General features: G+C 36.4%; 13 protein-coding genes and 1 pseudogene. 3 read left to right on the top strand and 11 right to left on the bottom strand.

Annotation, left to right across the window (positions count from 1 at the left end; all coding sequences use genetic code 11):
- Nucleotides 1-333: 333 nt before the first annotated feature.
- Nucleotides 334-2,754, bottom strand: a complete 2,421-nt coding sequence (gene leuS / locus WMO42_RS13790; RefSeq protein ID WP_055175979.1) for a leucine--tRNA ligase — start codon at nucleotides 2,752-2,754, stop codon at nucleotides 334-336.
- A gap of 255 nt (nucleotides 2,755-3,009) precedes the next feature.
- Nucleotides 3,010-3,567: pseudogene (locus tag WMO42_RS13795) on the bottom strand (LCP family protein); the annotation flags it as partial.
- A gap of 306 nt (nucleotides 3,568-3,873) precedes the next feature.
- Here WMO42_RS13795 and WMO42_RS13800 point away from each other — a divergent pair.
- On the top strand, nucleotides 3,874-4,728 hold the full coding sequence (locus WMO42_RS13800; RefSeq protein WP_090141409.1) for a prephenate dehydrogenase/arogenate dehydrogenase family protein: 855 nt from the start codon (nucleotides 3,874-3,876) through the stop codon (nucleotides 4,726-4,728).
- A gap of 118 nt (nucleotides 4,729-4,846) precedes the next feature.
- Here the strand turns inward: WMO42_RS13800 and WMO42_RS13805 are convergent, their stop codons facing one another.
- The 7 genes from WMO42_RS13805 to WMO42_RS13835 all read right to left on the bottom strand — a co-directional run bounded on the left by WMO42_RS13805 (nucleotide 4,847) and on the right by WMO42_RS13835 (nucleotide 12,043).
- Complete coding sequence (locus tag WMO42_RS13805) at nucleotides 4,847-5,110, bottom strand: Txe/YoeB family addiction module toxin (RefSeq protein WP_090141411.1); 264 nt, start codon at nucleotides 5,108-5,110, stop codon at nucleotides 4,847-4,849.
- The gene (locus WMO42_RS13810) at nucleotides 5,107-5,367 is read right to left on the bottom strand and encodes a type II toxin-antitoxin system RelB/DinJ family antitoxin (protein WP_022503109.1); all 261 of its coding nucleotides are present in this window, start codon (nucleotides 5,365-5,367) and stop codon (nucleotides 5,107-5,109) included. The genes WMO42_RS13805 and WMO42_RS13810 overlap by 4 nt, the downstream gene beginning before the upstream one ends.
- Nucleotides 5,368-5,451: 84 nt before the next feature.
- Nucleotides 5,452-7,059 (bottom strand): nucleoside kinase, encoded by a 1,608-nt coding sequence (locus WMO42_RS13815; RefSeq protein WP_022503110.1) that lies wholly within the window; start codon nucleotides 7,057-7,059, stop codon nucleotides 5,452-5,454.
- A complete protein-coding gene (locus WMO42_RS13820; RefSeq protein ID WP_349192605.1) occupies nucleotides 7,060-7,857 on the bottom strand; it encodes a class I SAM-dependent methyltransferase in 798 nt (265 codons plus the stop codon).
- Between the two features lie 38 nt (nucleotides 7,858-7,895).
- Nucleotides 7,896-8,990 (bottom strand): RNA polymerase sigma factor RpoD, encoded by a 1,095-nt coding sequence (gene rpoD, locus WMO42_RS13825; protein WP_055176615.1) that lies wholly within the window; start codon nucleotides 8,988-8,990, stop codon nucleotides 7,896-7,898.
- A gap of 193 nt (nucleotides 8,991-9,183) precedes the next feature.
- Entirely contained in the window at nucleotides 9,184-10,941 is a 1,758-nt protein-coding gene (gene dnaG, locus WMO42_RS13830; protein WP_055176617.1) for a DNA primase, read from the bottom strand.
- Between the two features lie 94 nt (nucleotides 10,942-11,035).
- Complete coding sequence (locus WMO42_RS13835; protein ID WP_349192607.1) at nucleotides 11,036-12,043, bottom strand: deoxyguanosinetriphosphate triphosphohydrolase; 1,008 nt, start codon at nucleotides 12,041-12,043, stop codon at nucleotides 11,036-11,038.
- 373 nt (nucleotides 12,044-12,416) lie between these two features.
- Between WMO42_RS13835 and WMO42_RS13840 the strand changes: the two genes are divergently transcribed.
- Both WMO42_RS13840 and WMO42_RS13845 read left to right on the top strand, forming a co-directional pair.
- Nucleotides 12,417-13,598, top strand: a complete 1,182-nt coding sequence (locus WMO42_RS13840) for a hypothetical protein (protein ID WP_090141418.1) — start codon at nucleotides 12,417-12,419, stop codon at nucleotides 13,596-13,598.
- A 345-nt stretch (nucleotides 13,599-13,943) separates the two neighbouring features.
- A complete protein-coding gene (locus WMO42_RS13845) occupies nucleotides 13,944-14,978 on the top strand; it encodes a hypothetical protein (RefSeq protein WP_090141419.1) in 1,035 nt (344 codons plus the stop codon).
- 142 nt (nucleotides 14,979-15,120) lie between these two features.
- Here the strand turns inward: WMO42_RS13845 and WMO42_RS13850 are convergent, their stop codons facing one another.
- Both WMO42_RS13850 and WMO42_RS13855 read right to left on the bottom strand, forming a co-directional pair.
- Nucleotides 15,121-16,695 carry a flagellin gene (locus tag WMO42_RS13850; RefSeq protein WP_090141421.1) on the bottom strand — a complete coding sequence of 525 codons (1,575 nt, stop codon included), beginning with the start codon at nucleotides 16,693-16,695 and terminating at the stop codon, nucleotides 15,121-15,123.
- A 131-nt stretch (nucleotides 16,696-16,826) separates the two neighbouring features.
- Nucleotides 16,827-17,153, bottom strand: coding sequence for a carbon storage regulator (locus WMO42_RS13855; RefSeq protein WP_055306685.1), 327 nt, complete (start codon nucleotides 17,151-17,153; stop codon nucleotides 16,827-16,829).
- Between the last annotated feature and the right edge of the window lie 103 nt (nucleotides 17,154-17,256).

Consider the following 17,256-nt stretch of genomic DNA (forward strand, 5'->3'; position numbering starts at 1 on the left):
CTGCTTTATATCATCTGATATTTGTTTTGACATCAGCAATTTCTTTCTATACTTGCATACGAAAATAATATGATACTATAACAAATATTTGTGTCTGTTTTTTGATTTCCACGTTCCCATAACGCAAGTATAGCACAACCCTCCGCTTCCGGCTACCTTAACCCACCGTCTAAAGCCAGTGGGATTGCGGTAGCCCTATTTCAACATTAAAAAAGCATATGGAAAATGATAAGTATCCTCCTTACTGGTCTGTCCAGTAAAAAGAGTACATATCAAAATTTCCCATATGCTTCAAATATAATTCAGTAATAAATCAACTATATTTAATATAATTTATTTTGCAACAATATTTACAATCTTGCCAGGTACATAGATTTCCTTAATTATATTACCTGTAATCTTGCCTTCTACTGCTTTCTTAGCCTTTTCAAGAACTGACTCCTTAGCCTCATCTACAGCTATAGAAATAGTTCCCTTAACCTTACCATTTACCTGAACACCAATCTCTACAGTGTCTTCCTTGCAGGCTTCCTCATCGTATGTTGGCCAGCTTTCATAAGCTATTGTATCGTTATGGCCAAAGCGGCTCCACATTTCCTCACCTGCGTGTGGGCAGATACAAGAGAACATCTTTATAAAGCCTTCTGCGTATTCTCTTGAACACTTGCCAAGCTTAGTTGCAGCATTCATAAATATCATCATCTGGCTGATAGCTGTGTTAAAGCCAAGCTTTTCAAAGTCATCTGTAACCTTCTTAACTGTCTGGTTATATACCTTTTCAAGTTCCTTAACTTCCTCATCGACAACATTGCCTTCAGTTGTAAAGAAGTTCCATACCTTACCGATAAATCTTCTTGCACCTTCAACACCCTGCTGGCTCCAAGGCTTAGAAGCTTCAAGAGGACCCATGAACATTTCGTAAAGTCTTAAAGTATCAGCACCATATTCTCTTACGATATCACTTGGGTTGATAACGAACTCTGGAAATCTCTTACCCATCTTGATACCGTTAGAACCAAGAATCATACCCTGATGAACTAACTTCTGGAATGGCTCTGCAACTGGTGATATACCCTTGTCGTAAAGGTATCTGTTCCATATTCTTGAGTACATAAGATGTCCAACTGCGTGCTCTGGTCCACCTATATAAAGGTCAACTGGAAGCCAGTGCTTAAGAAGTTCCGGATCACAGAGTTCCTTATCATTATCTGGGTCGATATATCTCATATAATACCAGCTTGAACCTGCTGAACCAGGCATTGTTGAAGTTTCTCTCTTACCCTTAAGTCCATTATGTTCATACTGCTTCCATTCTGCTGCATTTTCAAGTGGAGCCTGTCCATTTTTGCCCTTGTAATCTTCAAGTTCTGGTAAGATAAGTGGAAGCTCATCATCATCAAGAACGTGAATCTGTCCGTCTTCAAGATATACGATAGGCACTGGTTCACCCCAGTATCTCTGTCTTGCAAATATCCACTCTCTGAAATGGTAGTTAGCCTTTCTTCTTGCTACGCCCATTTTTTCAAGTTTCTGAGTAATAGCTTCCTTAGCTTCTTCTACTGTAAGGCCTGTGAATTCCTCTGAGTTGATAAGCTTGCAGCCCTTGCCAAGGTAATCATACTTTTCAAATGCCTTTTCTGATACATCAGCGCCATCAATAACCTGTATTCTAGGAATATTGTGTGCCTCTGAGTACTCAAAATCTCTCTGGTCGTGGCTTGGAACTGCCATAACAGCACCAGTACCATAGTTGGCAAGAACGAAATCACCTATGTATATAGGAACTTTCTTGCCATTTACCGGGTTAATTGCATATATTCCTTCAAGAACGCAGCCTGACTTAGTCTTGTTAAGCTCTGTTCTATCCATATCATTCTTCTTAATAGTCTCTGCTATATAAGCTTCTACCTCTTCCTTGTTCTGAATTCTTGGCATAAGCTCCTTAACGATATCTCCATCTGGTGCAAGTACCATAAATGTAATACCATATATAGTTTCAATACAAGTAGTAAAGATAGAGAAATCTCCACCACCGTCAATCTTAAAGTCAACCTCTACACCTTCTGACTTGCCTATCCAGTGTCTCTGCATTTCCTTAGTAGACTCTGGCCAGTCGATATGTTCAAGTCCCTCAAGTAATTTATCTGCAAATGCTACCTGATCGATAACCCACTGCTTCATATTCTTTCTTACAACAGGATATCCGCCACGTTCTGACTTACCATCAATAACTTCATCATTAGAAAGAACTGTACCAAGCTCCTCACACCAGTTAACTGGCATATCTATATATTTAGCATAGCCATCCAAATATAACTGCTTAAATATCCACTGTGTCCATTTGTAGAACTTAGGATCACTTGTTGCTAAAGTCTTGCTCCAGTCATAATCAAAACCCAATTCCTTTAACTGCTTAGTAAATGTTTCTATATTCTTTTCTGTAAATCCATTAGGATTGTTACCTGTCTTTACAGCATACTGTTCTGCTGGAAGTCCAAATGAATCATATCCCATTGGATGAAGTACATTATATCCCTGCATTCTCTTCATACGTGAAGTGATATCTGTAGCTGTATATCCCTCTGGATGACCTGCGTGAAGACCTACTCCTGATGGATAAGGAAACATATCAAGTGCATAGTACTTTGGCTTTGAAAAGTCCCATACATCTGTTTTAAATGTTCCGTGTTCTTCCCAATACTTCTGCCACTTTGGCTCGATAGACTTGGGATTATAAGTTGTTGTATTAGCCATCTTAAAACCTCATTCCTGCACCGGTTATACCAATCCGGTGCTTTCAATCACATATTTACTCACTTTCAAATATTATCACAATGAAAGTATTTGTCAATAACCGGCCACTTTTTTACGGAAATCCTTTGACATTGACATTATATCTTTGTATTTCTGTCATTTTTCTCATTGCTATTTTACATTAATCATTTTGCTTTAATCTTTTTACTTTAATCTTTTTGCTTTAATCTTTTTACTTTAATCTTTTTACTTTGGTTATTTTACCTTAGTATAGAAATTTTCCAGTACTATTTTTTTAAGTGCCATACTATCCGTATGGTATTCCTCAAATTCTTCTCCCATCTTAACCTCACCTGGAATTGTTGTCACATCTTCCATAGAAAAATGGGTTCTTCCTGCAAGCTGTGCAATATACATAAGCTCTGAAGCTGATATATCAGTATATATGCAGTCATTTTCTTTAAGCTTATTAAGAATAGATAACGCTATCATCGGGTTACGCTTAAGCTTTGATTTGGCTGTGCTTACAAGACTGCTTATATATTGCTCCTGCCTTTCCACCCTGTCCATTGCGCTCTTAAATATTGTACAATCTCTTTCTCTTATAAATGTAACTGCCTGCTCTCCATTAAGCTTTAATGTGTTACCCTTGTAGAACTCCGGTTCGAGAACTTCTCCACTCTCATCTGTAAAATCGTTCTCTATGGTAACCTCAACACCTCCCACAGCATCATTAATCACACCTATAGCTTCACAGTTAAATACACACACGCGGTCTATAGGTATATTATACATCAGCCTTGATACTGCCTCCGCGTTACAAGAAGATTGCTGTCTATGCCAAGCACAAGTATATTTACAATATCAGCATTATATATATACTGTCCACCATTATATTCAACGCTATCAGAAATAACTTAATTTATACGTATTATTTTATGAACATTTTTGACAAATTTTTCAAAAGTTGTTTAATTACTTTAAATATATTTAGTTTCATCCTTTACACTGTTACTTTAAAGTGCTAAAATCTATAACAATCATTGTATTTTAATGATTTTAATTACACACAAACATCATATTTATTATTAAATTATAAGAAACGAGGTTAAGTATATTATGGATTGTAAAGTTGGTTTTATAGGCTTCGGACTTATCGCTGGCTCTATAGCGCACGCACTCAGGGAATCGGGCAATAATTATAATATAATTGCAACAAGCAGAAGACTTGAGCCTGTGTATAAAGCAAAGGAAGACGGAGTTGTTGATGACGTACTTGACTGCGTTGATGATAGATTTGCTAATTGTGATTTTATAATTCTGTGCACACCGGTAATAACGATGAATGACTACCTTAAGCAGTTAAAAGATATCGTTAAAAGCGGCTGTATTATAACTGATGTCGGAAGTGTTAAGACTTCAATACATAACACTGTTAAAGAGCTTGATATGGAAAATGTATTTATAGGCGGCCACCCTATGGCTGGCTCTGAACTTACAGGCTATGCTAATTCTTCATCAGCAATTATGAAAAATGCACGCTATGTAATCACTCCAACATCAAAGACTACCAATGAACAGCTTGAACGCTTCAAAGCACTTGTGTATGATATGAAAGCCAATCCTATTGTTATGGACTACACAATTCACGATAAAAGCGTAGCCGCAATAAGCCACCTTCCACACCTCATATCTACAGCACTTGTAAAGCTTGTATCTGAACAGGACGACAACGACAAGCATATGCAGATGTTAGCGGCTGGAAGCTTTCGCGATATGACAAGGGTAGCCGCTTCATCTCCTGAAATGTGGGACCAGATATGTGCTTCTAACTCAGAAGACATAAGCGTACTACTCGGCGATTATATTGACATATTAAGTGAAATTAAGAAGAATATTGATAACAAAACTCCAGGGTATGTTAATGAACTTTTTGAAATGTCCAGGGAGTATAAGAATTCGTTTAGGAAATAGTATATGTTATATATAGCTATATAACAATTTCTATTGTTTTCGTTACAAGTTAATTTCAAAAGAATACTCGGTCACAACCGAGTCGGTTGTGACCGAGTATTCTTTTACTCCATATTTTCTACTTATCCCTATAGTGCGTTCCACATTGTATGATTTCAATATTATTATTTTCTATTCTGAAAACAATCCTATTCTTCTCATCAATTCTAACACTCCAATATCCTTGTAAATTGCCACTAAGAGGCTCTGGCTTTCCTATACATTGATATCCATTTCTGTCAATATCCATCAATAATCTATTTATCTTTTTTAGCATCTTCTTATCCTGTGTCTGCCAATTAAGATATTCTTGCCAAGCCTCATCTCCCCATAATTTTCTCACTCATCCTCCTCTATTAATTCGTGCTCCTTTAAAGTACTTTTACCTGAACGTATATTTGCCACACGTCTTTCCAATTCTTCTATATTATACTTACTATAGAATGGGTCAGCTGTAAGTTCAAAAGGAATACGGTTTTCCCTGACAACTGTTTTTAAGAATATATTAATTGCTGTTGACATACTTAGTCCTATTTCGTCTAATGTTTTCTCTGCTTTATGCTTTATCTCATCATCTACACGTAAACTAATCTGTGCCATAATATTCACTCCCTTCTGTATAATAATTATAATATTTTCCGCCATACTATGCAAGCATTTGTATATACATTTGCTATTATTTTTCTAAACCCTAAAACATCCTCCCCCAATAAATTCTCTCATTATAGAATTAATCGGAACATTGTCTGCCTGACAAGGAAGGAAGTACGCCAGAAACTTGAGTAATCTCTTGGCTTCCTGATATTCTGGGTCATCTTCTGTTATTGAGAAAAGAAGTGGCTCTACTATTGGCTTTAATATACATAGCTCATATGCCATAGCCGAATTAAACATAGCATCTGCTTCTTCCTGAAATGGAAAGATATTCTTTTCTTCACCTTTTCTAACCGACTCCCACATTGAAAGTGTTCTCTTGGCAGAAGCTCCTCTTGTTCTGTAATCCCTTGCCATACGTCTTATAAGACGTCCATCTGTTGTAGCAACTCTGTTATGCTCGTCAACATTAAGCTGTGTAAGTGCACTTATATAGATTTTAAACTTGCTTTCAACTGGAAGTGCGTAGGATAATTCATCATTAAGGCAGTGTATACCCTCAATAACAAGAATATCTTCTTCCCCAAGCTGTATATAATCACCATTGTATTCTTTCCTTCCTGTAAGGAAATTAAACTGAGGTATCTCAACCTTTTCACCTCTTAGCAATGCATTCATATGGTCATTAAAAAGCTTTATGTCTATTGCATGTAAATCCTCAAAATTGTACTCTCCATTTTCATCAACAGGTGTCTGCTCTCTCTCCACGAAATAATTATCAACCCCAATTGCGTGTGGCTTAAATCCACTTGCTCTTAACTGTATAGATAATCTGTGTGAAAATGTTGTCTTTCCAGATGAAGATGGTCCGGCTATCATAATGAATTTAACGCCTTCCCTTTCTTTTATCTGATTAACAATCTCAACAATCTTCTGCTCCTGTAACGCTTCCTGAACAAGAATAAGTGAATTAATATCCCCGCTTATTATATGCTTATTCAATGATGCAACTGTATCAACACCAAGCATATCTGCCCACTCGCTTCTTTCCATAAGTACATTAAAAAGCTTAGCCTGTGGTGCAAATTCCGGCACTGTTTCCGGATTTTCTTTAGTTGGCAACTGAAGAACAAAGCCCTTATCATACTGGAATATGTCAAATGTCTTTAATATTCCTGTATTAGCTGCCATATAACCATAGAAGTAATCGTAATAACCCTCTATGCTGTATACATTAACATAAGAACTAATTCTATATTTGAATAACTGTGTCTTATCTTCCATTCCGAACTTCTTGAACAGCTTAATAGCCTCTGATGTCTTCATTCCCTGCTTCTTAATAGGCAGGTTTTTCTTAACATCAGCTCTCATAACTTCTTTTACTTTATTAAGAAATTCTTCTGTAATCTCAAAATCACCCTTTATATCGCAATAAAGACCTTTGCTAAGAGAGAATTCAACTGTAACTCTCTTGATTTTATTATCTGTATCAAGCTTATGTATTGCATTGAGCATTAAAAGAAGTACGCTTCTTTTATACGCCTCATTACCCATAGTTTCTCCTACAGTAATAAATTCCACCTTTTCATCCGTTATATCCATATCTGATATCTCTGTAAGCTTGCCGTTGACATTAGCAAGAATAATATCATATTTGTAATCTTTTGCGGCTTCTGCTGCCATCTGTGATAAAAGCATTTATTGCTCCTTCCATCTTCCTAACGCCTTATTAATAACAGCAATATCTTCATCAATAGCCTTGATTCTATTCTTCACAGACACTGACTGTTCTTTATTAAGAAGATTATCTCTAATATTATTACAACTCATAAGTTCTTTATTAAGATACTCATAAAGCACTTCTGACTTATTATCAAGAAGGTATTTTCCATATCTTAATTCTTCCTCAGTGTAAGCTGTAATCTTTTTTTCATTATTATTCTGATTATCATTTTTATAAATGTCATCTGCATCAACAACATTTTTATTAAAATGCTGTTCATATGGCGTGTTGTATACACAGTCAAATATAAAGTAATATTTTCCGTCTTCTAATAGAATATGTTCTGACTTAATATCTATGCCAGCTTCTAAAAGATATGCACGGAAATCCCTTAATTCTGACTGTGCAGATAAGACAAGCTGGGTATTATACCCAAGCTTGTCTATACCTGCCTGTAATATACTCTTCATAAGCTTTCCGCCCATACCGCATATAGTTACTGTATCAACGTCACCTTTATTAATACCTTTAAGCCCGTCACAAAGCTGTGTAGTTATCTTATCTGAAAGTCCATATTCATCAATGTGCAGCTGTGCACGTCTTAATGGTTCTTTTCTTACATCACATGCATATACTTTATTACTTATTCCATTCTGGACAAGATATATTGGAAGATATGCATGATCTGTGCCGATATCTGCTACTCTTGCACCTTTATTAACAAGACTTGCAACACATTTTAATCTATTAGATATATTAATAATATCGTTCATAAGCTTTCCTTAGTAACACCATTTAATAGTCTTGCCAATTAATCAAGGTAATCCTTAAGCTTGCGGCTTCTGCTTGGGTGTCTTAACTTTCTTAATGCCTTAGCTTCAATCTGTCTTATACGCTCTCTTGTAACATTGAATTCTTTACCAACTTCTTCAAGAGTTCTTGCTCTTCCATCGTCCATGCCAAAACGAAGTCTTAATACTTTCTGTTCTCTGTCTGTAAGTGTTCCAAGAACTTCTACAAGCTGTTCCTTAAGAAGTGTTGAAGCTGCGGCTTCTGCTGGAACCGGAACATTATCATCCTGAATAAAGTCACCAAGGTGGCTGTCTTCCTCTTCACCGATAGGTGTTTCAAGTGAAACCGGCTCTTGTGAAATCTTCTGGATTTCCCTCACTCTCTCAACCGGGATATCCATAGTCTCTGCTATTTCTTCTGGAGATGGCTCTCTTCCTAATTCCTGTAAAAGCTGTCTTTGTACTCTTACAAGCTTGTTGATAGTTTCTACCATATGAACTGGAATACGGATTGTTCTTGCCTGGTCAGCAATAGCTCTTGTGATAGCCTGTCTTATCCACCATGTAGCATATGTTGAGAACTTATATCCCTTACGGTAATCGAACTTTTCAACAGCCTTAATAAGACCGAGGTTACCTTCCTGAATAAGGTCAAGGAACTGCATTCCTCTTCCAACATAACGTTTTGCAATACTTACAACAAGACGTAAGTTAGCCTCTGCTAGTCTTTTCTTAGCTTCCTCATCACCCTGTTCCATTCTCTTAGCGTACTCAATCTCTTCCTCTGCACTTAAAAGTGGAACTTTACCAATCTCTTTTAAGTACATTCTTACAGGATCTTCAAGGCCAATACCATCTGGTACAGATAAATCAATCTTTTCAATATCTATATCATCTTCATCATCAAGAAGGATATCGTCCTCCTCAACTTCATCATCATTCATCTTAACATCTACATTACAAGCTTCAAGGAATTCAAATACCTTTTCCATTTTATCTGCTTCAAAATCAGTATCCTGAAAATAGTTCATAATTTCCTTATAATCAAGGACATTCTTTTTCTTCTTGGCTATTGCAAGTATTCCTCTGCATTTTTCCATAAATTTTTCCTGAATAGCCTGTGCTTTTTCTTCTTCTGTAAGTTCAGCTTCTGCACCTTCCTTGCCTTTTCTTGGCTTCTTGGCTGTGCTCTTAGCACTATCTTCGTCTGATTTCTTCTTTCTTGTTGCTTTTTTAGTTTCTTTTACTTCTTCTTCGATTAAGTTTTCTTTCTTATCTGCCATTACAATGGTCCACCTTTCGCATATATTACAAATTAATATGAATATTATTAAGCTTCATCTGCTGATTGATAATGTCCTGCATAGCTCTTGCATCTGTAGCATTATCAAGCTTAGTATCAAGACTATTCTTCTTGACCTTTATAACTGTATCATTAAGCGTCTTCTCCCTCTCAAGCTTGTTAAGGGAGTCACTTAATTCTGCACTAAACATAGCCGCTATTTCATTGTGCATACTTGTATCCATATATGAACTGATAATCGCCGCAGGATTAATCTGCCCAGTCTCGTATTGTTCATATATCTTAGCTGCTACATCTTTAAATACCGGATCTACAAAATCATCAGGACTTATAAACTTACTGACCTTCTCATAAATGTCACCATCTTCAATCATCCACGTCAGCAAAATCTTCTCTGCCTGTCTTACGCCATTTTCGCGTTTCTTCCTTATAGGAGTATTCTCCTTAGCCGTATATGTGTCGTGCTTTGCCATAATGCCTTCATTGCTTCCAAGCCTTATGACCATATCCCTCATTCCGTCTTCCGGAATCATATACTGCCTGCACACCGCCTTAAGATAATTCTCCCTCTCAAGCTTTTCCTTAAATACAACAAGCCTGGAAGCTACTTCTTTCTCAAATGACGTTTCGCCCTCAGGATCACTTCTGTTATAATTCTTCTCTATTATTCCAATTTCATACATAAAGCTGTTCTGTGCCTTATCTATTCTGTCCTGAAAGCTTTCTGTACCTAATGCCTTGATGAATTCATCAGGGTCTTTATATGGCCGCATATTAATAACTCTTGTGGACAAACCTGCCTCTTTAAGTATCGGAATTGCCCTTAACGCAGCTTTCACACCTGCCTCATCACTATCATAGGTTATAAGAACATTGTCAGTATACCTTTTCATAAGTCGTGCGTGTCCCGGTGTCAGTGCCGTTCCAAGCGATGCCACTGCCTGCGTAAATCCAGCCTGATGAAGGGATATTACATCCATATAGCCCTCACATATTATAAGGTTATTCTTTCTTGCTGTTCTTGCCGCATTCAGCCCATACAAATTCCTGCTTTTATCAAACAGCTTGGTCTCTGGCGAATTAAGATACTTAGGTTTCGCATCTCCCATTACTCTTCCGCCAAAGCCTATAACCTTATTATTAATATCCATTATAGGGAATATTACCCTGTTCCAGAACTTATCCCTCACACCTTTTTCGTATGTAAAAAGACCCGATTCTTTTAGAATCCCATCATCATAACCTTTATCCTTTAACATACGATACAGCTCACCCGTTGACTGCGGTGCATATCCCAGTCCAAAGCTGTTGATAGTCTTATCCGACAGACCTCTCTTTACAAGGTAATCAAGCCCTGACTTTCCAGCTTCTGACTTTAACTGATGATAATAATAAGTCGCCGCTATTTTATTAATCTCTAAAAGCCTTGTCTTTATATCCCTGTCTTTTCTGTCCTCTGCGGAATAATCTGTCTCAGGAAGTTCCATTCCTGCACGTTCTCCAAGCATTTTTACTGCTTCTGGAAATGTATAATTCTCATATTCCATTACAAATGTTATTACATTTCCTCCAACTCCACAGCCAAAACAGTGATACATCTGCTTCGTGCCAGACACAGAAAATGATGGTGACTTTTCATTATGGAATGGACAAAGTCCTACATATGAACTTCCATTTTTCTTAAGTTTTATATATCCTGAAATAACATCAACTATATCATTTCTTGATATTACCTCTTCTATTACTTCACTTGAATACATTATTAACTCTTCTTTCCAGCCTTTCCAAGATATGAAAGCAAATATATTATTATGCCCGAAAGCACTTGTTATTACTTGCAGATACATTTTCTGCACATCAGCCTTTCCAGGCCTTAGGAACAAATATATTCTCAAACCTGCTTATAGAATACTGGTCACTCATTCCTGCTATATAATCGCATACAACACGCTCTGGCTTCTCGCCTCTTTCATATATGAAGCGTTTGTAATTGTCAGGAAGTTCCTCAATATTAGCAATATAATAATTATAAAGTTCTGTTATAAGCTTGCACACCTTAATCTCCTCGCTCTTTGCAGCTGGATTGGTATACAATTTGTCAAACATAAACTGTCTTAAATCTGTCATCGCCTTATGTACTGTATCAGACATTATAATATCATCCTTGTCAATACTGCACTTTATTATATCGCTTATAAGCGTATTAAGCCTGCTCTTGGTAGTTGTTCCTAACACATCTGTATATTCCTTAGGTATATAGTCCTCGGAAAATATTCTTGCCCTTATTGCATCATCTATGTCGTGATTGATGTATGCAATCTTATCTGAAAGCCTTACTACCTTTCCTTCAAGCGTCGATGGGTGTCCTGCTGTTCTATGATTAACAATACCATCTCTTACTTCCCATGTAAGATTAAGTCCTGCTCCATCTTTTTCCAAGAATTCAACAACTCTTATGCTCTGCCTGTAATGACTGAACCCTAACGGACATATCTCATTAAGTGTTCTTTCCCCCGCGTGTCCAAATGGCGTATGCCCCAGATCGTGTCCCAGTGCAATAGCTTCTGTCAAATCCTCGTTAAGTCTTAACGCTCTTGAAATGCTTCTTGCAATCTGGGCAACCTCCAACGTATGTGTAAGTCTTGTCCTGTAATGATCTCCCTCTGGTGCAAGAAATACCTGTGTCTTATGCTTCAGTCTTCTAAATGACTTACTATGTAATATTCTATCCCTGTCCCTTTGATAAATCGTGCGCATATCGCACTGTGGCTCTGGCTTATCCCTGCCCCTTGATTCATCACTGAAACTGGCATATGGACTCATATACTCGTGTTCTCTGCTCTCCTGCTGTTCTCTGATATTCATACTTCACCCTCATTTCTGCGCAATACATAATTGCACATACAAACGCCAAAAAACTGCCTACTTTTTAAGTATTCAACAAAATCAGATAATTTCCTTTTTTTATTTTTCATCTTTTTTATATTGCATTTATATTGTATATATGGTATATATAATATATATTACGCGTAATATTTTATTACAATGGTATATCATTAATCTTAATTATCTAGTGCATAGCCAGCACAAATAACAATATTGTTCTTCTTGTCATAACTTTTTCCCAATGATAGAATATAGACATAGATAGATATTTTTATTGTTTCTTCAATATTGTGTTGTAGTTGAATGTTAATGGCTATGCTATCAAACATCATTACCACAGATTGGAGAACTTATGAAAAATATCAATAATATTACAGACAATACTACACAGGCTGTATATTCAGCAGACAGCGGTATAAATGCAATGACTGGCAGTCAGCCATCAATTACAATAAAGCCGGATACTGTTAGAAAAACATCCGAAACAATAAATGTGGATACTAACAGAAACCAATCAGCGGCTATAAGGCAGTATAAGGATAATGTATTCTGCCTGTTATACAGGGATAAGAATAATCTTCTTGACCTTTATAATGGTTTGAACGACACGAATTATACTAATGTAGATGATTTAACTGTCACTACTCTTAAGGGTGGTGTGTATATGAAGTATAAAAATGATGCTTCATTTGTGTTCGGACAGGATTTGTATATGTTTGAACAGCAGTCAAGCCGCAATCCTAATATGCCGTTGCGATTTCTGCACTATTTATCTGATGTGTACAGACAGATGTATACCAATAGTGATTTACACAGGAGTACAATGCTTAAAATCCCAGTACCACATTTCGTTACATTTTATAATGGAAAGCAGCCACTTGAAACAGAAAGTATTCTTCGATTATCTGATATGTATGAGAAGAAAATAGATTGTCCGGAGCTGGAGCTTATGGTAAGAGTTATTAATATTAACACGGGTGCTATTATTAACCAAAAATTATTGGACACTGAGAAGAATGATATTATTAATGGTACTAATCAATCAGATGATTTTGATAAATCCAATAAGAATATCAATGTAGGTAATGCCACTAATTCACATACATACAGCTCTGAATTTCTTTCTAAATGCGAAACACTTAAGGACTATATGACATTTGTTAATAAAGTACGTGTTAAGACCGATGTTGAGAAGATTGATATCCGTACTGCTGTTACTGAGGCGGTTGATGAATGTATTGCTGAAAATGTATTGTCGGAATTTTTTAGAAATCACAGGGAGGAAGTGATTACTGTGAGCATTTACGAATATGACGAGGAAGGACATCTTGAAATTGTTAAGGAAGAAGGCCGGCAATTGGGTATTGCTGAAGGTAAACAGCTTGGACTTGCCGAAGGCTTAAATAAAGGTATTAACGCTTTTATCAAATTATGTAAAGATATGAACCTATCAGATGATGACACCGTAACTAAACTCATTGAAGATTACCAGCTATCCAAAGATGAAGCTGTCAACGCCTTAAAGAACTATTAACTACTTAATGTATATAACTCTTTAACCTAAGTACAACACTCAATATAATTCAGCTATAAATATTGGGTGTTGTATATAAATAATCTTTATTTACAGATAATCTTATAACATTTTATATATTAAATATAATGCTACATAGATTATTTATAAATATCTATATCAAATATCCAGCTATCATATTTAACAATCAATAAAACAACCACTTATAATGCAACATTTTTAATATGCTTGTCATACATATTTACTAATGATAATATATAGATATGAAATTCTTCAATCTAAAGTAATTGTGTTTTATTGAACCAAATATGATATCAAACATTATTTACCAAGATTGGAGAACTTATGAGAAAATTAAATAATTATACTAACAATACTAAGCAAGCTTTACACCCACAAAATAACAGTATAAATGCTGGTGCTGTCAGACAATCAACTGAAATAAGGCAATATAAAGATAATGTATTCTGCCTGTTATACATGGATAAGAATAATCTTCTGGACCTTTATAACGGTTTGAACGACACGAATTATACTAATGTAGATGATTTAACTGTTACTACTCTTAAGGGTGGTGTGTATATGAAGTATAAAAATGATGCTTCATTTGTATTCGGGCAGGATTTGTATATGTTTGAACAGCAGTCAAGCCGCAATCCAAATATGCCGTTGCGATTTCTGCACTATTTATCTGATGTGTACAGGCAGATGTATACCAATAGTGATTTGCACAGGAGTACACTGCTTAAAATTCCAGTACCGCATTTCGTTACATTTTATAATGGAAAACAACCACTCGCGGCAGAGAGTATTCTTCGATTATCGGATATGTATGAGAAGAAAATAGATTATCCGGAGCTGGAGCTTATGGTAAGAGTTATTAATATTAACACTGCTAATAATGAGGGGAATAAATCCCGTACTTTTAATTCTAATATTAATGATAATTCTAATATGCATACATATAGCTCTGAATTTCTTTCTAAATGCGAAACTCTTAAAGACTATATGACATTTGTTAATAAAGTACGTGTTAAGACCGATGTTGAGAAAATTGATATCCGTACTGCTGTTACTGAAGCGGTTGATGAGTGCATTGCTGAAAATGTATTGTCGGATTTTTTAAAAAATCACAGGGAGGAAGTGATTACTGTGAGTATTTATGAATATGACGAGGAAGGACATCTTGAAATTGTTAAGGAAGAAGGTAGGCAGTTGGGTATTGCCGAAGGTAGACAACTTGAACTTACTAAAGGTATCAATGCTTTTATAAAACTATGTAAAGATATGAACCTATCAGATGATGACACTGTTAATAAACTCATTGAAGACTACCAGCTATCCAAAGATGAAGCTGTCAACGCTGTAAAGAATTATTAATACAAAAACAACCCCAACATATGTGCATGGAACATATTGCGGGGTTGTTTTTATATAATTTTTTAATAATCCAATTTTGAAATTTTGATTATTTAGGCTTTTTATTTCATCTTGGTTAACCTAGTAGTAATACGCTAATTGATTACTGAAGAAGTGTAAGAACACCCTGATTAGACTGATTAGCCTGTGCAAGCATTGACTGTCCAGCCTGTGCAAGAATGTTGTTCTTACTGTAGTTAACCATTTCTTCAGCCATATCTGTATCACGGATACGTGACTCAGCTGTCTGAAGGTTCTCAGCTGCTGTATCAAGGTTGTTGATTGTATGCTCAAGTCTGTTCTGAACAGCACCCATCTTACCTCTTGAAGCAGATACCTTCTTGATAGCTGCATCAATAGCTGTTGTAGCCTTTTCAGCTGACTCCTGTGTGCTTAAGTCAACATTGCTTCCACCAACACCAAGTGCATCAGCACTCATATCATCAAGTGTAAAGCTCATTGTCTGACCTTCGTTAGCACCAATCTGAAGCTTAATACCATTACCTGTATTAGATGTACCTGCCTTTAAATTAACAGTTGTATTAGCATTAGCATCCTGTTCCGCAGCAATTCCTGTCTTAGAATTTATTAACTTAGCCATTGTATCTGCATCTGCAGCTGCAATTGCTCCATTTGTACCAGTTGTCTTTACATAATTTACATCTTTATAATCATCACCTAACTTAGATGGGTCAGTAACATATGCAAACTTCTCTCCATTAACTGTAAATATTTTATCTTCGATATTACCTGTTCCATCATATGCACCTATACCAGATGCTAACTGCTGGTAAGAGTCTGTTCCTGTATTATTTGTCTTTGTTGTAGAAGCTGCAGCTCCACCATCCTGTGATACTAATATAGCATCAGCTGTAGCTCCCTTTTCTTTTGCTGTAAACACAAGCTCTCCATTAGTTCCTGATGTAATATCATATGAGTCAGCTAAAGCTGTATTAGATAAAGCTTCTGCAAAAGCTAAACCTGACTTTGGCGCTGTCGCACTACTACCTGCTGTATCTGTAACAGATAAATCTTTTCCATCAACAGAATACTTACCACTTGTCTTATCATAATGTACAGTAACACTTGTTGTTGATGTATTACCATTCTTATCTAATATAGTTACTGAAATTGTTGAGTCGGCATCATCACCAACCTTAGTAACAGCTGCTGATGTGTTAACCTGTGCTGTAGCATCTACGGTTGTAAGATTATTTTCCGCTGTCTTACTTACAGAAGCACTTACCTTACTACCTGAACGAGAACCATCAAGTAACTTCATAGTATTGAATTCTGTTGTATCAGAGATTCTTGTTAATTCACTCTGAAGCTGTTCGATTTCGTTCTGTACTGCTTCTCTATCGTCATCTGTTTCTGTACCATTTGAAGCCTGTACTGCAAGCTCTCTCATTCTCTGAAGGATTGAGTGTGATTCATTTAAAGCACCTTCAGCAGTCTGGATAAGTGAGATACCATCCTGTGCATTAGTTGAAGCCTGATTAAGACCTCTGATCTGTCCTCTCATCTTCTCTGAGATAGAAAGTCCTGCTGCATCATCTGCTGCACGGTTAATTCTGTAACCTGATGATAACTTCTCTGTTGACTTTGACTGTGCAGATGAAACTCCGCTTAACATTCTGTTAGCATTCATAGCTGACATATTGTGTTGTACTACCATAGTATGTACCTCCGTGTAAATATAATATTTGTTCGGGAATCCGTTCCCATCTCCCTTACCGGGAATGTATTAGAACTGCTGGCATCAGCCTTTACAGTTAATACGCATATATAATAAACAGTGTTACCATGCTAACTCTGTATATTATCCTGACTGATGTCCTCTTTCCTATCTACAACCTGCTTATTCATCTTCTTATCTTCCCTTATAAGCCTGCGGATTTTGGAAAGTGTTTCAGGGGAAAGTCCACGTTCCGCATAATATGGAGATATATAGCGGGACTCTTTCTTGTCCGAATTGGCGGTATTTCTTGCAAGAACCTTGCTTCTTACAATGTTGAGTTCCCTTGGGGCATCTATTAAAAGATGAATATTCCCTTCTGAGCCTCCTGAATAGATAACCCTTACATCATCGCCGATGTTGATGTACTCGCCGGGTTTGATTGTGAGCTTAAGCACATTAACCTCCTTGTCTATGCAACAAATTATTTCAAAATGTTGCATCCATTATTAATATCTTATTCTTATTTACATATTCTATATCGTCTATTTTTCATATTAC

The sequence above is a fragment of the Lachnospira sp. CLA-JM-H23 genome (assembly GCF_040096425.1).
Taxonomy (GTDB): Bacteria; Bacillota; Clostridia; order Lachnospirales; family Lachnospiraceae; genus Lachnospira; species Lachnospira rogosae.